Origin of the sequence: Leisingera sp. ANG1 (assembly GCF_000203975.2) — a bacterium.
In the GTDB taxonomy this organism is placed as follows: Bacteria; Pseudomonadota; Alphaproteobacteria; order Rhodobacterales; family Rhodobacteraceae; genus Leisingera.
The window spans coordinates 1046163-1066747 of record NZ_AFCF02000001.1; the positions used below are offsets into that span (position 1 = coordinate 1046163).

General features: G+C 63.7%; 14 protein-coding genes and 2 tRNA genes. 2 read left to right on the plus strand and 14 right to left on the minus strand.

Annotation, left to right across the window (positions count from 1 at the left end):
• Positions 1–31: 31 nt before the first annotated feature.
• The 3 genes from GC1_RS05215 to GC1_RS05225 form a co-directional block, all read right to left on the minus strand.
• Positions 32–1921, minus strand: coding sequence for an acyl-CoA synthetase (locus tag GC1_RS05215; RefSeq protein WP_019295757.1), 1890 nt, complete (start codon positions 1919–1921; stop codon positions 32–34).
• Positions 1922–2154: 233 nt separating this feature from the next.
• The gene (locus GC1_RS05220; RefSeq protein ID WP_019295758.1) at positions 2155–3954 is read right to left on the minus strand and encodes an ABC transporter transmembrane domain-containing protein; all 1800 of its coding nucleotides are present in this window, start codon (positions 3952–3954) and stop codon (positions 2155–2157) included.
• 167 nt (positions 3955–4121) lie between these two features.
• A tRNA-Gly gene (locus GC1_RS05225) sits at positions 4122–4195 on the minus strand.
• Between the two features lie 174 nt (positions 4196–4369).
• On the opposite strand from GC1_RS05225, the gene GC1_RS05230 reads away from it, so the two are divergent.
• Positions 4370–5083, plus strand: a complete 714-nt coding sequence (locus GC1_RS05230) for a CbiX/SirB N-terminal domain-containing protein (protein ID WP_019295759.1) — start codon at positions 4370–4372, stop codon at positions 5081–5083.
• Between the two features lie 105 nt (positions 5084–5188).
• A tRNA-Cys gene (locus GC1_RS05235) sits at positions 5189–5262 on the plus strand.
• Between the two features lie 140 nt (positions 5263–5402).
• On the opposite strand, the gene GC1_RS05240 is transcribed toward GC1_RS05235, so the two are convergent.
• The 11 genes from GC1_RS05240 to folE2 all read right to left on the minus strand — a co-directional run bounded on the left by GC1_RS05240 (position 5403) and on the right by folE2 (position 20505).
• On the minus strand, positions 5403–7016 hold the full coding sequence (locus tag GC1_RS05240; RefSeq protein ID WP_019295760.1) for an AMP-binding protein: 1614 nt from the start codon (positions 7014–7016) through the stop codon (positions 5403–5405).
• A gap of 1 nt (position 7017) precedes the next feature.
• Positions 7018–8178 carry an acyl-CoA dehydrogenase family protein gene (locus tag GC1_RS05245; RefSeq protein ID WP_019295761.1) on the minus strand — a complete coding sequence of 387 codons (1161 nt, stop codon included), beginning with the start codon at positions 8176–8178 and terminating at the stop codon, positions 7018–7020.
• 125 nt (positions 8179–8303) lie between these two features.
• The gene (locus GC1_RS05250; RefSeq protein ID WP_019295762.1) at positions 8304–9110 is read right to left on the minus strand and encodes an enoyl-CoA hydratase family protein; all 807 of its coding nucleotides are present in this window, start codon (positions 9108–9110) and stop codon (positions 8304–8306) included.
• Positions 9107–9559, minus strand: a complete 453-nt coding sequence (locus tag GC1_RS05255) for a MarR family winged helix-turn-helix transcriptional regulator (RefSeq protein WP_019295763.1) — start codon at positions 9557–9559, stop codon at positions 9107–9109. Before GC1_RS05255 ends, GC1_RS05250 begins: the two co-directional genes overlap by 4 nt.
• Positions 9556–10281, minus strand: coding sequence for an SDR family NAD(P)-dependent oxidoreductase (locus GC1_RS05260; protein WP_019295764.1), 726 nt, complete (start codon positions 10279–10281; stop codon positions 9556–9558). The genes GC1_RS05255 and GC1_RS05260 overlap by 4 nt, the downstream gene beginning before the upstream one ends.
• Positions 10278–12572 carry a bifunctional salicylyl-CoA 5-hydroxylase/oxidoreductase gene (locus GC1_RS05265; RefSeq protein WP_029204770.1) on the minus strand — a complete coding sequence of 765 codons (2295 nt, stop codon included), beginning with the start codon at positions 12570–12572 and terminating at the stop codon, positions 10278–10280. Before GC1_RS05265 ends, GC1_RS05260 begins: the two co-directional genes overlap by 4 nt.
• 159 nt (positions 12573–12731) lie before the next feature.
• Complete coding sequence (gene ptsP / locus GC1_RS05270; RefSeq protein ID WP_019295766.1) at positions 12732–14972, minus strand: phosphoenolpyruvate--protein phosphotransferase; 2241 nt, start codon at positions 14970–14972, stop codon at positions 12732–12734.
• Between the two features lie 271 nt (positions 14973–15243).
• Entirely contained in the window at positions 15244–16482 is a 1239-nt protein-coding gene (locus GC1_RS05275; protein WP_019295767.1) for an aspartate kinase, read from the minus strand.
• A 207-nt stretch (positions 16483–16689) separates the two neighbouring features.
• Positions 16690–18138 (minus strand): TrkH family potassium uptake protein, encoded by a 1449-nt coding sequence (locus tag GC1_RS05280; RefSeq protein ID WP_019295768.1) that lies wholly within the window; start codon positions 18136–18138, stop codon positions 16690–16692.
• Positions 18139–18185: 47 nt separating this feature from the next.
• Positions 18186–19097 (minus strand): hypothetical protein, encoded by a 912-nt coding sequence (locus tag GC1_RS21865; protein ID WP_019295769.1) that lies wholly within the window; start codon positions 19095–19097, stop codon positions 18186–18188.
• A 304-nt stretch (positions 19098–19401) separates the two neighbouring features.
• Entirely contained in the window at positions 19402–20505 is a 1104-nt protein-coding gene (gene folE2 / locus GC1_RS05290) for a GTP cyclohydrolase FolE2 (protein ID WP_019295770.1), read from the minus strand.
• Between the last annotated feature and the right edge of the window lie 80 nt (positions 20506–20585).

Genomic DNA, 20585 nt, shown 5'->3' on the forward strand with positions numbered 1-20585 from the left:
GGCGCTCCTTATCCCACACTGTCCAGCGGGGTCACGCAGCCGCGGCAGGCTCCCATGGCCGGGTGAAATTGTTCAGCACGCCGTCGATGTCAGCCTCCGGGCTGCCGTTGGCCGCCACCTGCGCCACCAGCCCGCGTTTCTTGTCGTCGGTCACGCTGACAACGCGCGCCGCCACCCCGGCCTGCTCCAGCGCGCCATTGTATACGCGGGTGATCGCCATCTTGCGCAGATCGGGCTTGAACACCTTGCCCACCGCGGTTTTCGGCAGCTCGTCCAGCACCGTCAGATGCTTGGGGATCGCCGCCCGCTCATGCACATGGACTTTGCAGTATTCCAGCAGTTCCGCCTCGCTGACACTGGCGCCGTCGACCAGCTCGACAAACGCGCAAGGCAGCTCGCCCGAATGCGCGTCCGGCTGTCCGATGGCACCGGCAAAGGCCACCGCATCATGGCCCAGCAGTGCCTCTTCGATCTCTGCCGGGTCGATATTGTGACCGCCGCGAATGATCAAATCCTTGGCGCGGCCGGTGATCCAGAGATAGCCATCCTCGTCGATCCGGCCCAGATCGCCGGTGCGCAGGTATTTCTCCTGGTAGTAGAGGTCCACGTTCTTGTCGGCCTCGGTATAGGTATTGCCCGCGAACACACCGGGGTTCGACACACAGATCTCCCCCACTTCGTCGCGCCCGCATTCCAGCGCCCCATCATTGGTCTGCTTAACGATCCGCACATCCGTATAGGGGAACGGGATGCCCACCGATCCCACCTTCTTCTCGCCGCCCGGCGGGTTGCAAGAGACGAGGCAGGTCGCCTCGGTCAACCCGTAGCCCTCCACGATGGCCACGCCGCAAGCGCTTTCAAACCGCTTGAACAGCTCCATCGGCATCGGCGCCGAGCCGGAGAACGCCGTTTTCACGGATGAGATATCCGCATCCACCGGCCGCTGCATCAGCGCCGAAACGGCGGTGGGCACAGTGATGATAAAGGTGATCTTCCAGCGCTCGATCAGCTTCCAGAAATTGTCGAACACGCCCTCGCCCCGGTACCCCTGCGGCGTCGGGAACACCACATGCGCGCCAGAGGCGATGGCCGCCATCATGATCACATGCACCGCAAAGACATGGAACAGCGGCAGCGGGCACATGATATTGTCTTCTTCGGTGAACAACAGCGTGCTGCCCAGCCAGCCGTTGTAGACCAGCCCCGAATACTTGTGCTGCGCCACCTTGGGCATGCCGGTGGTGCCGCCGGTATGGAAATAGCACGCCACACGGTCACCGGCACTGTCGGCAAAATTCAGCGTCTTGGGCTGCTTCGCCATCTCCTTGGAGAAGTTCAGGTAGTCCGCATGGCTGGGCCGGCCGTCCATCTTGGGACGGATCAGCGGCACGATCCAGGATTTCGGTGGCGTAAGGTAGCGGTTCAGGTCCACTTCCAGCACCGTGTTCACGCCCGGCGCATGGCGCACCGCCTCTGCCACTTTTTGGGCTACATCCGTCTTCGGGAAGGGCCGCAGGGTGACAACAACCTTGGCCTTGGTCTCCCGCAGGATGGAGGCGATCTGCTCCGGCTCCAGCAGCGGGTTGATCGGGTTCACGATCCCTGCCACCGCGCCGCCCAGCATGGTGACCAGTGTCTCGTTGCAGTTGGGCAGCACATAGGCCACCACATCCGTTTCGCCCACCCCCAGCGCACGGAACATATTGGCGGCCTGGCTCACCTGCTCCTTCAGCGTGCGCCAGGTCAGCGTCTCCGCCTTGTCCTGGGCGCCAGAGAATATCTGATAGCTGACCGCCTTGCTGTTCGGGTACTTGTCCGCGGTGCGCGACAGCAGCCCGTACAAAGTGGCCGGCAGATCCCGCGCCTCATACGGCATTTCATTCTGCAGCGCATCGCGGTCCGCGATTCCGGAAAAACCCATAATTCTCCTCCCCGTTCCACCCGGTGCACAGCCGGTGTACGGGCGGTGCACGGAAGGTGTCTCTGTTTTTTGCCCAGATTATTGCAATCGCCTGATTGCGCAAGCGCCGCGGCAGGGTCACGCCAAGGCAGCTTTGGCGGTGACGTCGCGCCATTTCCCTGCATTGGGCGGTTTTCAACAAAAAACGCCCCGGATCGGCTCCGGGGCGCTTGCCGTGTTAATCTGCTCGCCGCTTATTCAGCTGCCAGCCCTTCTGTGAACTGCAGCTTGGCCAGACGCGCATAAAGCCCGCCCTGTGCCACCAGCTCATCATGGGTGCCGGTGGCGACGATCCGCCCCTGCTCCATCACCACGATGCGGTCGGCCTTCTTCACCGTTGCCAGCCGGTGCGCCACGATAAGCGTGGTGCGGCCCTGGCTCAGCTCATCCACCGCCGCCTGCACCAGGCGTTCGCTTTCCGCATCCAGCGCCGAGGTCGCCTCATCCAGCAGCAGCACCGGCGCGTCGCGCAGAATGGCGCGGGCAATGGCAATCCGCTGCTTCTGGCCGCCCGACAGCATCACGCCGCGCTCACCGACAAAACTGTCATAGCCCTCCGGCAGCTTGGAAATGAAGTCATGCGCCGCTGCCGCTGCAGCAGCAGCCTCGACCTCAGCATCGGTGGCCTCCGGCCGGCCAAACCGGATGTTTTCGCGGGCCGAGGCGGCAAAGATCACTGGATCCTGCGGAACCAGCGCGATGTGGCGGCGGAATTCATCCCGCTGCAGCTGGGTCAGTGCCACGCCGTCCAGCTTCACCGCGCCCTGGTTGGGGTCGTAAAACCGCTGCAGCATCTGGATGATGGTGGTCTTGCCCGCGCCCGACGGGCCGACAAAAGCCACAGACTCCCCCGGGTTCACTGTCAGCGAAACCTCATCCAGCGCCGACACATCCGGGCGCGACGGGTAGCGGAAAGACACGTTGTCGAACGCGATCTCGCCCTTGACCGGCGCGGGCAGCACCTGAGCCGCAACCGGATCCAGGACGGTATCCTCGGCATTCAGCAGCTCCACAAGCCGTTCGGTTGCCCCGGCGGCGCGCTGCAGCTCGCTCCAAATCTCCGACAGCGCCGCAACGGATCCAGCCACCAGCACTGCATAGATCACAAACTGGATCAGCGTGCCCTCAGACATCACGCCTGCGCGCACATCATTGGCGCCCATCCACAGAACGCCCACGATCCCGGAAAACACCAGGAAGATCACAATTACCGTCAGATAGGCCCGCGTCTGGATGCGGCGGCGGGACACGTCATAGGAGGTTTCGGTGAGCTCGGAAAACTTCTCGCGGCTGGCAGCCTCATGCGTGAAGGCCTGTACCGTCTGCACCGCCCCCAGCGCCTCGCCCGCGTTACCGGAGGAGGCCGCGATCCAGTCCTGGTTTTCCTTGCTGATGGCGCGCAAGCGGCGGCCCAGCACCAGGATTGGCACGATCACCGCCGGCACGATCAGCAGCACCATCATCGTGAGCTTCGCCGAGGTCAGCAGCATCAATACCATGCCGCCCAGGAAAATCAGCAGGTTGCGCAGTGCAATCGACACCGACGATCCCAGCACCGACTGGATCAGTGTGGTGTCGGTGGTGATCCGGCTCAGCACCTCGCCGGTCATGATGCGCTCATAAAATTCCGGGCTCATGCCGATCACCCGGTCGAACACCGCCTTGCGGATGTCAGCCACCACCCGCTCGCCCAGCCGTGTCACCAGTGCATAGCGCACGCCGGTGCCCACCGCCAGCAGAGCGGCAATCACCAGCGCACCGCTGAAATAGAGGTTCAGAAGCTCGGAATCAGAGACCCGGAAGTTGTCCACGACGCGGCGCACTGCCAATGGCAGCGTCAGCGACAGCCCCGCCGTCAGCACCAGCGCGCAGGTGGCTGCCAGCATCAGCAGGCGGTAGGGGCGCATGAACGGCCACAGGGCCGACAGCACGCCGATCTTCCGGGACTTCTCCCGCTCTTGCTCCGCATTCGGGGCCGCATTATTCCGCGCCATTCCGGATCCTTCTGCACTTTGGTCCCGCGGGTTTCAGATCCCGCGTAATTGCCAAAGGTTCATGGCCCCGCAGGCCCGGCGCGTCAAGCGTTGAGCAGCTTCAAAACACACCTGAAAACAGCTGCGCACTGCGTCATGGGGTATCAATCAGGCGGATTGGGAAGGTCTGGAGCGGGTAGCGGGAATCGAACCCGCACCTTAAGCTTGGAAGGCTCTTATGATACCATTTCACCATACCCGCTCAGGACATTTGCTGATTTAGGTGAAGCGCCGGGGAAGGTCAACCACCTTGTTTTCGTTTACCTTTGCGGTGGCGGAAATTTCAACGTGCCTCTTGCGAAAGCCCCGCCAAGCCCCCCAAATAAAAGCAAAATCCAACCACCCCGCCGCCCGTGCATAACACCGGAAAACCGCCGTGACCCAAACCCTGCAAACCGCCGTACTCACTGCTCACGGTCAGCCCTCTGCCCCGGGCCCGGCAGAGGCGGATCTGGCAGCCACTGCCAGGGGTGTTGCCGCGCATCTTCCGGGCTGGGATGTCCGCTCTGCCACCCTCGCAGCTCCCGGCCGGCTGGAGCAGGTGATAGAGGACGGCGCAGTGGTCTATCCGTTTTTCATGTCGCGCGGGTATTTCACCAGCAAGGTGCTGCCGGGGCGTCTGCAGGGCCGGGCTTACCGGATGGCCACGCCGTTCGGGCTGGACAGCGGCCTGCCGGATCTTGCTGCAAGCGCCGTGCAACAGGCAGCATCAGAAAGGCACTGGCCGCTGGACAGGCTGAACCTGCTGCTGGCCGCCCACGGCTCTGCCCGCGGCCCGCGCGCTGCAGAGGCCGCCGAGGATTTCGCCGCCCGGCTCAGCCCGCTGCTGCCGGGCTGCTCCGTGTCGCAGGGCTACATTGAGCAGGACCCGCGGCTAGCATCTGCTGCCGCCTCCCTGCCCGTGCGGTCCATCTGCCTGCCGTTTTTTGCGCAGGCAGGCGATCACGTGAAAGAGGATCTTCCCGAAGCCCTGGACGCCGCAGGCTTTGGCGGCACGGTGCTGCCGGTGGCCGGCGCCCTGCCCGGAGCCCCGGCCCTGATTGCTGCAGCCATCCGCCGCGCAAGCCTTGACCCAAGCGCGTCTGAGTGAAATTCTAGCCTTCCGGAAAGAAAAGCAATTTTTGGCTCAAGCAAAGGCAATTGGCCTCTTGCACCGGCGCCGGGCATGTGATTAATCACGGCTTACACCACGGATGGCGAGTTGGCGGAGTGGTGACGCAGCGGATTGCAAATCCGTGTACACCGGTTCGATTCCGGTACTCGCCTCCACCTTATCCCAGCAGTTAATCCATGTCATGTCAAAGGCTTAGATACAGCGCTGCAGCGCGTAGCGCAGGCCAGAACGCATGTCTCCAAGGTCTGGCGGCCATGCAGCCGCCAGCCTGTTCCCGCGCGGGCAGCCGGAACAATCAGCCCTTCAACCTGAACCGCTGGATCTTGCCGGTCTCGGTTTTCGGCAGCGCCTGGGCGAACACCACGGACCGCGGATACTTGTAGGGCGCAATTGTTGCCTTCACATGGTTCTGCAGCAGCTTGGCCAATTCCTCTGACGCCGCCTGCCCTTCGGCCAGCACCACATGCGCCTGCACGATCTCGCCGCGCGCCTCGTCCGGAACCCCGACCACCGCGCATTCCGCCACCGCCTCATGTGCCAGCAGCGCGGCCTCCACTTCCGGCCCTGCTATGTTGTAGCCGGAGGAGACGATCATGTCGTCATTGCGGGCTGCAAAATGCAGGTAGCCGTCTTCGTCCCGGATGAAGCTGTCGCCAGTGATGTTCCAGCCGTCCCGCACATATTCGCCTTGCCGCTCATCCGCCAGATAACGGCAGCCAGTCGGACCTTTGACCGCCAGCCGCCCGGCCTCGCCGCGGGGCGCCTCAAAGCCATCACCGTCCAGCACCTTCACCTGATAGCCGCCCACCGGCTTGCCGGTGCAGGCGGGCCGGTGATCGCTGAACCGGTTGGTGATGAAGATATGCAAAAGCTCCGTCGCGCCGATCCCGTCCAGCATCGGCTTGCCGGTCTTGTCCATCCATTCCTGATAGACCGGCGCAGGCAGGGTCTCGCCCGCTGAAACTGCCGCCCGGAGCGAGGACAGATCTGCCCCCTCCTCCATCGCCCGCAGCATCACCCGGTAGGCAGTCGGGGCTGTGAAGCAAACGGTGGCCTTGTATTTCTCAATGATCTCGATGAGGTTCGGCGGTGTGGCGTTTTCCAAAAGCGTCGCCGCCGCCCCAAACCGCAAGGGAAAGATCGCCAGCCCACCTAGACCGAAGGTGAACGCCAAGGGCGGCGAGCCGACAAACACATCCTCCGGCTGCACATCCAGCACTTCGCGCGCATAGCCGTCAGCGATGATCAGCAAATCGCGGTGGAAGTGCATCGTCGCCTTCGGTGAACCGGTGGTGCCGGAAGTGAAGCCCAATAGCGCCACATCATCCCTGCCTGTCTTCACCGCCTCGTAGGCCACCGGCTTTTCCAGCGCCAACCGGTCCAGCTCCGCATCATGGTTGGAGGTGCCGTCAAACCCAACAACTGTCTTCAGGAACTTCGACTCCTTGGAGCAGGCGACCAGCTCATCCTTCAGCCTTGTGTCGCACAGCGCATGGGAAATCTCGGCCTTGTCCACGATCTTGGCCAGCTCCCCCTTGCGCAGCAGCGGCATGGTGTTGACCACCACTGCGCCTGCCTTGGTTGCCGCCAGCCAGCAGGCCACCATCGCCGGGTTGTTGGCAGAGCGGATCAGCACCCTGTTGCCGGGCTTCACGCCCAGGTCCTCGGTCAGCACATGCGCCAGCCGGTTGGTCCAGTCTGCCAGCTCCTTGTAAGTGCGGTAGCGCCCGTTGCCAATCAGCGCGGTGTGGTCGCCGAACCCCTTCTCCACCATCGCATCGGTCAGCTCGACCGCGGCGTTCAGGTACTCAGGGTACTGGAACCCCTTCAGCAGGAACTCCGGCCACTGCTCCTTGGGCGGAAGGTTGTCCCGGGCGAATGTGTCTATATGCGCGGTTGGTCCCAACATCTCAATTCCCTCCCTGAAAGGCACCGAGCGCCTGACGCGCGATCACCACCCGCTGCACGTCCGAAGCGCCCTCGTAAATGCGCAAGGCCCGGATATCACGGTAAAGCTCCTCCACCTTCTGACCCCGGCGCACGCCGTCGCCGCCATGCAGCTGCACCGCCTTGTCGATGACCTGTTGCGCCTGGTCGGTGGAGAACAGCTTGGCCATCGCAGCCTCGCGGGTGACCCGCGCAGCCCCTGAATCCTTAGCCCAGGCGGCGCGGTAGACCAGCAGTGCCGATGCATCCACATCCAGCGCCATATCGGCGATATGGCCCTGCACCATCTGCAGATCGAACAGCGGCGCCCCCTGCACCTGCCGCGCGGTGACCCGCGCCAGTGACTCGTCCAGCGCCCGGCGGGCAAAGCCCAGCGCCGCGGCAGCCACGGTGGAGCGGAACACATCCAGCACCGACATCGCAATTTTGAAGCCCGCGCCCGGCTGACCCAGCAGCGCCGATTTCGGGATGCGGCAATCTGTGAACCGCAGGGTCGCCAGCGGATGCGGCGCGATGGTCTCCAGCCGCTCCACAACCTCGAACCCCGGCAGGCCCGCGGGCACCACAAAGGCGCTCAGCCCCTTGGCGCCCGGCGCCTCGCCGGTGCGGGCAAACAGCGTATAGACATCGGCAATGCCGCCGTTGGAGATCCAGGTCTTCTCGCCATTCAAAACGTAATGGTCGCCGTCCAGCGCCGCGGTCATGGTGGAGCTCGCCACATCCGACCCCGACTGCGGCTCAGTCAGGGCAAAGGCTGAAATCGCCTTACCCGCGCGCGTCAGCGGCAGCCATTCCTGCTGCTGCGCTTCGGTGCCGAACAGCGATATCGCCCCGGTGCCCAGCCCCTGCATGGCAAAGGCAAAATCCGCAAGCCCGTCATGGCGCGCCAGCGTCTCGCGGATCAGGCACAGGCTGCGCACATCCAGCTGCTCGCCCGCCATCGCGCCGGAATGCTGCGTCCAGCCGCCCTCGCCCAGTGCTGTGACCAGCGCCCGGCAGGCGGCATCGGTGTCGGAATGATCGATGCCCGCCAGCTGCGCCGCGGCCCAGGCTTCCAGTTCTTCGGCCAGCTTCCGGTGCCGGTCCTCGAAAAACGGCCAGTTCAGAAACGTCCTGTCCGCCATCGCGCGGCCCTCCCAGTTTCATCTTTCCCAAAATACTCCCGTCCCGCTGCCCGGCAGGCGGCTTTGCCGCCGAGAGGGGAGGCTCCCGCGCCCTCCTCCAGCGCGGGCTCCAGCGGTGTCACACCTCAGTCGCCCTCGAACAGCGGTTTTTCCTTGTTCACAAAGGCATGGTAGGCGCGTTCGAAATCCGCCGTCTGCATGCAGATCGCCTGCGCCTGCGCCTCGGCCTCAACCGCCTGTTCAATCGACATCGACCATTCCTGCGCCAGCATCGTTTTGGTCATCATGTGGCCGAAGTTCGGACCCGAAGCGATCCGCGCAGCCCAGCTTTGCGCCTCCGCTTCCAGCTCGTCCGCCGCAACCAGCTTGTTGTGGAAACCCCATGCGTGGCCCTCTTCGGCGCTCATCGACCGGCCCGTGTACAAGAGCTCCGCCGTCCGGCCTTGGCCGATGATCCGCGGCAGGATCGCGCAGGCGCCCATGTCGCAGCCCGCCAGCCCGACCCGGGTGAATAGAAACGCGGTCTTGGCCTCCGGCGTGGCAATCCGGATGTCGGAGGCCATGGCGATGATCGCGCCTGCGCCCACGCAAATGCCGTCAATCGCCGCAATCACCGGCTTGCCGCAATTGACCATCGCCTTGACCAGATCGCCGGTCATCCGGGTGAAGGCCAGAAGCTCCTTCATGCTCATGCGTGTCAGCGGCCCGATGATGTCATGCACGTCGCCGCCGGAGCAGAAATTGCCGCCGTTGGAGGCAAAGACCACCGCCTTGACCCTGTCGTCGTAGTGCAGGTCGCGGAACCAGTCGCGCAGCTCTGCATAGCTGTCGAAGGTCAGCGGGTTCTTCCGCTCCGGCCGGTCCAAGGAAACCGTGGCAATGCCATCCTCGATCCGGCACAGGAAATGCCTGGGGTCCCGGTTCACCTTCATGCCTTGCTCCCCTCATCCAGCCGCCGCGCCACCGCGTCCAGGCTCTCGGCTATCCCTTGCGCCTCATCTGCGGTCAGCCCGTCAAATGCCGCGTTGATCCAGCCCTCATGCGCCTCCGCCTGGCGGGAAAACTCCACCCGGCCAGCATCCGTCAGCCGTACCAGGTTGGCGCGGCGGTCGCCCTCAACCTTCTCGCGCTGCACATGGCCGTCCTCGACCAGCCGCTCGACAATGCCGGTCACATTGCCGTTGGAGACTTTCAGAACCCCCGACAACTCGCTCATCTTGAGGCCTTTTTCATGCTGCATCAGCGCCGCCATCACGTCAAACCGCGGCAGCGTGGTTGCAAACTCCCGCCGCAGGTTCTCGCGCACTTCGCTCTCCACTGCCTTGGTGGCCTTCAGCACTTTCAGCCACAGCCGCAGCCGGTCTTTTGATGTCGTGCTCAAATTTCCCCTCCCGACACGCTCATTGCGTGCCCATTGACCGAAGCCGCGCCCTCAGACGCCAGAAACACCGCCGTGGCCGCCACTTCCTCCGGCGCGATCAGCCGCTGCATCGGGTTGCCGCCAACCACCATCTTCAGCGCCTTCTCGCGCGGTATGCCATGCCGGGCCATCAGCCCAGTGATGGCGCTCTCCGCCATCTCGGTATCCACAAATCCGGGGCAGATCGCATTGCAGGTAATGCCACGCTTGGCCACGCTCTGCGCAACCGAGCGCACCAGCCCCAGCACCCCGTGCTTGGAGGCCGCATAGGCCGGGATCTGCGCCCCGCCTTGCAAGGACGCAGTGGAGGCGATGGCAATCAGCCGCCCGCCCGGCTCCATGCCTGCCCGCAAGGCCGCCCGGAAGGTCAGGAAGGTGCCGGTCATGTTGACCATCAGCGTGCGCTGCCACTCCTCAAGCTCAACATCCTCGATCCGCGCCGCAACGCCGGTTCCGGCATTGGCAACAACAACATCGTAGGACGTGGCGAACAAAGCCTCCACCTGCGCCTCATCCGTCACATCCGCCACGCGGATCTCCAGCCCCAGCCCCTCAGCCGCCGCCTCCAGCGGTTCCCGGCGGCGTCCGGCGATGGTGACATGGCAGCCGTCCGCAGCAAAAGCATGGGCAATCGCCTTGCCAATCCCCGTGCCGCCGCCAGTGACAAGTACCCTGCGTGTCATGCCCGGATCACCTCCGCCTCACGGTCCGCCAGGCGCCAAGCCTGATCGCGGCCCGCATGATAGGGCAGCGGCCAATCGCCGTGGCGGTCGCCGATCCGTGCGGCCTCATGCAGCGTCCAATAGGGGTCGGCCAGATGCGGCCGGCCCACGCAGACCAGATCGGCCCGCCCAGCCATCAGGATCGAATTCGCATGATCCGACTCATAGATGTTGCCCACTGCCATGGTGGCAATCCCGGCCTCGTTGCGGATGCGGTCGGAGAACGGCGTCTGGAACATGCGGCCGTAGACCGGCTGCGCGTCCGTTGAGGTCTGCCCGGCGGAGACATCGATTATATCGGCCCCGGCAGCGGTGAAGGCCCTGGCGATTTCCACCGCCTCCTCCGGCGTGACACCTTCGTTGCCGACCCAGTCATTGGCAGAGATCCGGACCGACATCGGTTTGCCTTCGGACCAGACCGCGCGCATGGCCCGGAACACCTCCAGCGGATAGCGCAGGCGGTTTTCCAGGCTGCCGCCGTACTCATCGCCCCGAATGTTCGATTTTGGCGATATGAAGGACGAAATCAGGTACCCATGCGCCGCATGAAGTTCGATCATGTCAAACCCGGCGCGCTCCGCCATTTGCGCCGATGCAACAAATTCGTCGCGAATTTGATCCATTTCCGCCCGCGTGATTTCCCGCGGCGCCGGGTTGTTTGCCGACCAAGGGATCGCGGAGGCCGAGACCGTCTCCCAGTTCCCGTCTGGCAAGGGCGCATCCATGACTTCCCAGCCCAACTGGGTTGAGCCCTTGCGGCCCGAATGGCCGATCTGGCAGCAAATCTTGGCGCTGGTTTCGCCATGCACGAAATCCGTCAGCCGCTTCCACGCCGCCTCATGCTCCGGCGCATACAGGCCCGGACAGCCCAGCGAGATCCGGCCCTCTGCAGACACACAGGTCATCTCGGTATAGACCAGCCCGGCCCCGCCCTTGGCACGCTCGCCATAGTGGATCAGATGCCAGTCAGTCGGGCAGCCCTCCACCGCCTTGTATTGCGCCATGGGGGAGACCACGATGCGGTTCTTCAGCTCCATTCCGCGCAAGCGGAACGGAGCAAACATCGGCGGCCGCACCGGCGCATCCGCGGGCGCGCCGGCCTTGTCCTGAAACCACTTTTCGGCGCTTTGCAGCCACTCGGCATCGCGCAGGCGCAGGTTCTCGTGGGAAATCCGCTGCGAGCGTGTCAGCAGCGAGTAGTTGAACTGCACCGGATCCATATCCAGGTAACGCTCGACCTCCTCGAACCACTCCAGCGAGTTGCGCGCCGCCGATTGCAGCCGCAGCACATCCAGCCGCCGCTCCTCCTGGTAGCGTTCAAACGCAAGTTCCAGCGTCGGCTCTGTGCTGACCAGCTCTGCCAGCGCAATGGCACTGTCAAAGGCCAGCCGCGACCCCGACCCGATGGAGAAATGCGCAGTGGCGGAGGCATCGCCCAGCAGCACCACATTCTCATGGTGCCACTTCTCGCACAGCACCCGCGGGAAATTGATCCACACTGCCGCCCCGCGCAGGTGCCCCGCATTCGAAATCAGCGCATGGCCATCCAGATGATCGGCAAAGATCTCCTCGCAGGTGCGGATGATCTCCTCCTTGCTCATGCCCTCGAAACCCCAGGCCTTCCAGGTCTCGGCAGAGCATTCGACGATCACCGTCGCGGTGTCGGCGTCGAACTGATAGGCGTGGATCCACATCCAGCCGTGCTTGGTCTTCTCGAAGATGAAGGTGAAAGCATCATCAAATTTCTGATGCGTGCCCAGCCAGATGAACTTGCAGGGCCGCACGTCGATTTCCGGTTTAAAATGTTCCGCGAACTCATTGCGAACACTGGAATTCAGCCCGTCGCAGCCGACCACCAGATCGTATTCTTTCTGGTACTCCGACGCGGACTTAGCAACGGTTTCGAACTGCAGGTCCACCCCTAGCTCCCTTGCCCGGTCCTGCAGCAGCAGCAGCATCTGCTTACGCCCGATCCCGGCAAATCCATGCCCGCCCGACACAGTGCGGGTGCCATCATGCACCACGGCGATGTCATCCCAATAGGCAAAATTTTCTCGGATCGCTTCTGCACTCTGCGGGTCATTGGCGCTCAGATTCTCCAGCGCGTCATCCGACAGCACCACGCCCCAGCCAAAGGTATCATCCGGCTTGTTGCGCTCGACCACCGTGACCTCGGCCTCCGGCTGCCGCAGCTTCATCGAGATGGCAAAGTACAGGCCCGCAGGCCCTCCTCCCAGACAGACGACTTTCATGATCATCCCTTCCCGCTCAGCGCACGTCTCTGAGGTTCAGGATAAGCAGGTCCTGAAAAACTTCAAGCATAAAGTTTTAAGCTTGAAGTAATTGCATGAGCAAGGCGGCACCGCCCCGGTCACAGAACCGGGGTATAACCGCCCGCCTGAAAACGCGGATCACAGCCCTCGCAAGTATTCCATCACCGCCGGGCGCACCGCCTGATCGCCGCGGTGGCGGGCGTCGGAGATGATCTTGCGCAGTTCGCCCAGATCCACCCGCAGCAGCAGCGACTTCACCGGCCCGATGGAAGCCGGGCGCATCGACAGCGTGCGGATGCCCATTGCCGCGAGGCAAACCGCCTCGACCGGGCGGCCCGCATCCTCGCCGCAGAAGCTTAGCGGCGTGCCGGAGATCGCGCAGCGCTCCACGATCCGTTCGATGAAGCTCAGGAAGCTCACGTTCAGCGTATCATAGCGCCGCCGCACCCGCTCATTCTCGCGGTCGGCCGCAAAGAAGAACTGCTTGAGGTCATTGCCGCCGATCGAGATAAAGGCCACCTCGTCAAAAAACTTCTGCGGCGCATAGGCCAGCGAGGGTGTCTCCAGCATCGCGCCGATCTTCAGGTCAGCGGGCAGCACATGGCCCAGGATGCGCTCGCGCTCGATGGTCTTTTCCACTTCCGCCCGGGCGGCGCGGTATTCCTCGAACTGGGCAACGAAGGGAAACATGATCGACAGCGGCCGCCCCTCGGCAGAGCGCAGCAGCGCCTGCAGCTGCATCCGCATCACGCCCGGCTTGTCCAAGCCCACTCGGATCGCCCGCCAGCCCAGCGCCGGGTTCGGCTCATCGGTGGGCTTCATGTAGGGCAGCACCTTGTCGGAGCCGATATCCAGCGTGCGGAACACCACCGGCTTGCCGTGGGCGGCATCCAGCACCCGCTTATAAAGCGCCACCAGCTCCGACCGTTTCGGCATCTGGTTGCGGACCAGGAACTGCAGCTCGGTCCGGAACAGCCCCACGCCCTCGGCACCGGAACCGTCCAGCGACGGCAGGTCCGCCATAAGGCCCGCGTTCATCACCATATTGATGCGCTGCCCGTCGGTGGTGACCGCGGGCTTGTCGCGGATCGAGGCATAACGCTCCTGCGCCTTGGTGTGCATCGCGATCTTGTCGCGGAAAGCGCCGACAACGGTGTCGTCCGGGCGCAGATGCACCACGCCCTGATCGCCGTCCACCATGATGTGGTCGCCGTTCAGCGCCTCCGTGGTGACCCGCTTGGCATTCACCACCAGGGGAATCGCCAGCGCCCGCGCAACAATCGCGGCGTGAGAGCCGACAGAGCCTTCCTCCAGCACGATCCCGCGCAAGCTGCGGCCGTATTCCAGCAGGTCGCCGGGGCCGATGTTGCGGGCAATCAGGATCGGGTTCTCCGGCAGCTCAGCACCCGTGTTGGCGCCCTGCCCGGTCAGGATCCGCAGCAGCCGGTTCGAAAGATCATCCAGATCGCTCAGGCGTTCGCGCAAATACGCATCCTGCACCTGGCTCATCCGGGTGCGGGCCTGGGACTGTTCCTTCTCCACCGCAGCCTCGGCGCTCAGACCGCGGGCGATGTCCTCTTCCATCCGCCGCATCCAGCCCTTGGAATTGGCAAACATCCGGTAGGCCTCAAGGACTTGCAGCTGTTCCTTGTCACCGTTGCGCGAGACCTCCAGCATCTTGTCGACGCCGACCCGCAGTTCCTCCACCGCATCGTTCAGCCGTTCCAGCTCGCGCTGGGGATCATCGGCAATCGGGTTGGTCACGATCACCCGCGGCTCATGCAGCCACACGTGGCCCTCCGCCGCACCCTCCTGGGCTGACGTGCCATGGATCAGAACCGCCTGCTGGTGCAGCGGCGACAGCGCCGCCCCCTCGCCGACAAAGGCGCCCAGTTCGGTCATCTCGGCAATCACCATCGCCACCACTTCCAGCGCATAGACAGCGTCGGCGGAAAACTCGCGCGCTTCCTTGGACTGCACCACCAGAACGCCCAGCATCTCGCCCAGCCGCTGCACCGGAACCCCCAGGAAGGAGGAGAACCGCTCCTCCCCGGTTTCCGGCATGTAGCGGAAGCCCTTGGCATTGGGCGCATCCGGCGTGTTCACCACCTTGCCGTATCTAGCGACGCGGCCCACCAGGCCTTCACCGATCCGCATCCGGGTCTGGTGCACCGATTCGCGGTTCAGGCCTTCGGTTGCGCACAGCTCCAGCGTCTCATCATCGCGGAACAGATAAACCGAGCACACCTCGGTCCCCATGCTGTCGGCGATCAGATGGGTGATCTTGTCGAGCCGCGCCTGGCCGGCATCATCACCCGCCATCGCCTCGCGCAAGCGAACCAGAAGCTTCCTGCTTTCAGATTCCGTGGTATCGGCCATTCTCACCCTCTCCCGAGGTCATTTCCCTGCACACTGCCGCTCAGATTGCTCCCTGGAAACGGACACCGCCCAGAGTAGTACGCCAGTGCTCTCTCCTCCACCCACTTGTCCCACCCCGGCGGAAAAAGTCCAAGAGTTTTTGCAGCATTGCCTGCAATCGGTGCAGCCTGCTGCAGCTGCAGGCAGAACACCGCCCGCCACGAGGCTCACACAACAAAGGCGCCTGAACGGCGCCTCTGCAGATATCTAAAATCTTTTTCGGAATAAGCGCTTAACGGGCTTTTTCCAGTTCGAACGCATCATGCAGCGCCTGCACCGCCAGCTCCATGTACTTGCGGTCGATCAGCACCGAGATTTTGATCTCGGAGGTGGTGATCACCTTGATGTTGATACCCTCATCCGACAGCACCTTGAACATCTTGGCCGCGACACCCGACTGCGACCGCATGCCGATGCCGACCACCGAAACCTTAGCAACATCCTGATCGGCCAGCAGCTCGGCATAGTTCAGCTCGCCCTGCTCCTTGATCGCCAGCAGCGCCTTTTCGGCACGTGCCACCTGATCGGTCGGGCAAGAGAAGGTCATGTCGGTGCGGCCGTCCTCAGAGACGTCCTGCACAATCATGTCGACGTTCACACCCGCGTCGCTGAGGGTGGTGAAGATGGTCGCCGCGATGCCCGGACGGTCGGCCACCGACTGCACAGTCAGCTTGGCCTCATCGCGGGAGTAGGCAACGCCGTTTACAACATTGGATTCCATGATTTCCTCCTCGTCGCAGACCAGGGTTCCGGCCTCGTCGGACTGTTCTTCAAAGCTAGACAGCACGCGCAGCTTCACCTTATAGCGCATTGCCAGTTCAACCGAGCGTGTTTGCAGCACCTTGGCCCCCAGCGAGGCCAGTTCCAGCATTTCCTCAAACGCAATCTTGTCCAGCTTGCGCGCCTTGCCGCAGATCCGCGGGTCGGTGGTATAGACGCCATCCACATCGGTGTAGATATCGCAGCGCTCCGCCTCAAACGCGGCGGCAAAGGCCACTGCCGTGGTGTCGGACCCGCCGCGGCCCAGGGTGGTGATGCGGCCTTCGGGGCTGATGCCCTGGAAGCCCGCCACTACCGCCACCTTCATGCCTTCGGCAAACTTGGCATTGATGTTTTCCGGCGGGATCTCCTCGATCCGGGCCTGGCTGTGCGCAGAGGTGGTCATCAGCGGCACCTGCCAGCCCTGCCAGCTGCGCGCCGGGATATCCATTTCCTGCAGCGTCAGCGCCATCAGGCCCGCGGTCACGTTCTCGCCAGAGGACACAACGGCATCATATTCCCGCGCGTCGTACAGCGGCGAGGTCTCACCGACCCAGCCCACCAGCTCATTGGTCTTGCCGGACATTGCCGACACGATGACGATCACGTCATAACCCTTGGCCACCTCAACGCCGACGCGTTTAGCGGCGCGGCGGATGCGGTCCAGGTTGGCGACAGACGTGCCGCCGAATTTCATCACAAGTACGGGCATATGGAACGGGTCTCCCTGCGCTTGCGGGTTTCGGTCCCGTGCCTCATATGCGAGCGGTCCCCCAAGGGCAAGAGCATGCAGGCCATCCTGGCAAGGAAGCTGCGGCCCGCCCCCGGATTTCAGCGCGGCAAAGCGCCACAAGGCTTTAACTGCGCAATTTCTGCCAAACCCGCTGCATCCCGTCCCGGGTTATCCGGCTGCTCTGTGTCAGGCGCGCCAGAACCGCACTGTCAGGATTGCGTAAACCGCCATGAGTTCCAGCCGCCCGATCAGCATTGCCACGCTCAGGATCCACTTGGCCGGATCGTTCAGGGTCGAGAAGTTGCCCGCAGGCCCAATCGTGTCCCCCAGACCGGGTCCGATATTGGCCACCGCCGTTGCAGCGCCGGACACCGCGGTAACGAAATCCAGCCCGGTCAGCGCCAGCATCCAGGCAATAATGCCCAGCGTCACCACGAAGAACATGAAGAAGGAAATCACCGAGCTCAGCACATCGGCGTCCACCGGGCGCCCCTCATAGCGGGTCAGGAACACCCCGTGCGGCGAGCGGATGCGCTGGATCTGCACCTTGATCGAGGCAAACAGCAGCTGGTAGCGGAAAATCTTGACCGAACAGGCGGTAGAACCCGCACAGCCGCCGATCAGCCCGGTGAAGAAGAAGATCATCACCAGGAAGCTGCCCCATTGCATGTAATCCGCGCTGGCATAGCCGGTACCGGACATGATCGAGGTGATGTTGAACAGGGCTGAACGCAGCGCTTCCTCGCCGCCATGCGGGCGGGCGTAGTACAGCACCCCTGCCGCCACCGCGACCAGCAGCCCCAGCGTCATCATGAAGCCCCGGATCTGGCTGTCGCGCAGCAGCGGGGTGCCGTGCCCGTTGATCAGCTGTACATAGCGCACGAACGGCAGCGCTGCCAAAATCATAAAGACAGAGGCCGCGTATTCCACCGGCCCGGCAAAAGCCCCGAACGACGCATCGTAGTTGGCAAACCCGCCGGTGGCGATGGTGGTCATCGAATGCACCAGCGCATCGAACGGCCCCATGCCCATCATCATGTAGACCAGCATGCAGGCCATCGTCAGCGACACGTAGATCAATGAGATCTGCTTGGCGATCGCCTGCGCCCGCGGCAGGATTTTCCCAAAGGTGTCAAAGCTTTCGGATTTAAAGATCTGCATGCCGCCAACCCGCAGTTCGGGCAGGAACACCATTGCCACAACGATGATGCCGATGCCGCCCAGCCACTGCAGGATGCCGCGCCACAACAGAAGACCGCGCGGCAGATCATCCAGCCCGGAGATCACGGTGGACCCGGTGGTGGTCAGGCCGGACATTGCCTCGAAAAACGCATCGACAAAGCGCAGTTCGGTCGCCCCCAGCATCAGGGGCACCGCCCCGAACAGCGGCAGCGCCACCCACACCAGCGTGGTCAGAAGGAAGGTCTGGCGGATGCTCAGCCCCTCCTTCACCCCGTTGGCACAGCTCAGGGACAATAGCCCGCCCACCAGAATGGTGAAGATGGCGCTTTCCAGGAACACATGCCATTCGCCCCGGCCGTCCAGCAGGTCGACCAGCAGCGGGAATACCATCATGGCTCCCAGAATGACGACCAGCAGGCCGATGACATACCCAACCGGGCGGAGATCCAACATGCGGCGCAGCGTTGGCTCCCCGCGCGGCCGGTGTCAAGTGGGCGGCGTCAGTCGCCGCTGCCACTGGTGCCGGCAGCGTTGCGCTGCGGCATCTGCGGCGGGGTGGAAGGCTTGCGCGGACGCTTGGACGGCTCGCCTTCCGGCGCTTGTGCATTGGCGGCAGCAGCAGGTTCTGCCGCGGGGGGCTTGGGCGCAGCGGCAGCGGCTGCCGGGGCCTTTACGCTGCTTGCTGCAGGCTGAGCCCCGCCGCGGCGGGCAGAGGAACTGCGGAACATTGCAGGTTTATCCTCTGCCTTCTCCCCGGCCGTTGTACTGTTCTGATTTTCAGGCTTAACCGCAGTGGGCGCCGCCGCCTGAGCCGCCTTTGCAGTTTCCTTGTTTGGCTCCGGCTTAGCCGGCTCTGCCTTTACAGGTTCCGGCTTGACCGGCACCGCCTTGGCAGCAACCTGCGGGGCGGCTTCGGTCTTGGCTGCCGAAGTCACTGCCGGCTTGGCAGCTGCCGGTTTGGGAGCAGCGGTTTTGCGCGCAGGCGCCTTGCGGACCGCTGCCTTGCGGCCAGCGGTCTTGCGCGCCGCAGGCTTGCGGGCCGCGGGCTTTTTGGTTTTGGCCTCTGCCTCAGTCGGCGCCGCCGTTGCGGCCTTCGCTTCTGGTGCCGCCGGTGCAGCCTCTGCTTTCGGCGCCGCCGGTGCAGCCTCTGCTTTCGGTGCCGCCGGTGCGGCCTTCGCCTCCGGTGCCGCTTTGGGGGCCTCACCAGCATCCCCTGCCATTGCCGGCACGCCTGCCTGCAGCAGGCGCCGCTGGGCTTCCATCATCGAATGGGCCAGCTGCATCTGTGCCAGCGGCGCCTGCAGCGCGGCCTCTGCTGCCTGGCGCCACAGTTTCATCTGCAGCCCGGCTGCATAGCCCGCCCATTCATGCGTCTTGACCGTCAGGCCGGGGATCTTGTGAAAGCTCGTCATTTGTTACTCCTAAAGTCCTGCACAGCATTTGCTCCGGGACAGCACAGCGATGTCCGGGCAAAGAAAACAGGGAGCAGGCGCCGGGTGCGTCCCGGGCCTGTTGCAGCGGAAAACGGGCCGTCAGTTGCAGACACCAGCGCGCAAGCTCCCCTCGCCCCCGGCAGGACGGCCGGGGGGATTCGATTTGACGCTAGCATGAACTTCTGCACTGCGGCATAAAAAATGCGGCAACGCAGAAATTACCTCGGGCCATTTTGATTGACCCAGCGGAAACCCGCCTGAAAATCAGGCAGGCCGGTCCCCGTTATCCCTGGTGAATCAGGGTGGAGAACAGTTTCGGGTCCAGGCTCATCGCCTTGAACAGCGGCCCTTGAGTCAGCACGCTGACCGCATCATGGCTGTGCAGGCTTTCCTGGTGGCTCGCGACCACCCGGAAATCGCCGATCCGGTCATCACTTTGCAACGCCTCGCAGAACAGCCGCGCCGCATCTTCGACAAAGATCGGATTGGCGGCATTGAGCTCGGCAAAGGCCTGCTCGTCCTCGCGTTTCACCATCACCTGGGTCTCGGTCGGCACCGCCTTGCGGCACAGCTCGATCAGGTCTTCGAACCACAGGCACTCGCTGCCGGGCACCGACTGCACCGAAATCCGTGCCACCGAGCGCTGCGAATGCGGTGTCGCCAACTGGCCGCGCGCCTGGCGGGCGTGCTCCGACAGCTCCAAGGAGCACGGGCAGGTCGAGGAATAGACATAGTCCAGATGCATGATCTTCTCGCGCACCCCGTCATGGTCCACCAGCTCCAGCGCAAAGTCGTAATACTGGTAGCCGCTGAGACCGGAGCGCAGGCTGTTCACCCGCGCCGGAAAAGAGAACCGCATCTGGATGCGCGCATCCGGGCTGTCCAAGTCGCTCAGGTAATCATCCAGCGCATTCGCCATCACTTCAAAGCTGAAGGTGCGCTCCGCGTGCTTGTAGAAGGTGCGCATGATCCGGGACATGTTGATGCCCTTCTTGCCCGCGTCCAAGCTGACGGTGCCGGTCACGCTGGTTTCCAGCGTCAGGTCGCCATCGTCGCGGGTATGAAACCGGATCGGCAGGCGGAAGTTCGAGATCCCCACATGCTGGATCTGCTCCTTAGCGCCGCGGATCAGGCTGGTCGGCCCGTTCTGCAGGTCAGGCAGCGTCGCGCGGTAGGCGTCGTCGGATTTGAAATCCTCGGGGTAGGTCCGTGACAGTTCCGGGTAGTTGCCCACTTCGCGGCCCGGCAGCAGGCGTGCCACCGCCGGGTCCAGCTCGGCAATTTCGGTCTCGGTCACGGTGCCGGCCCAGGCCCGCAGCACATCCAGCGCGGCGGCAGCTGCCTCGCGGTCCGGCGCCTCGGCAGCGTCGCGGTTGTGAATGTTCATCGGCGTTTCCCCCAGTGATACGGGCCCCATATAGGGTGCGGCAGGCCACCCTCATATACTGTTACGCGGCAATTTTCAAA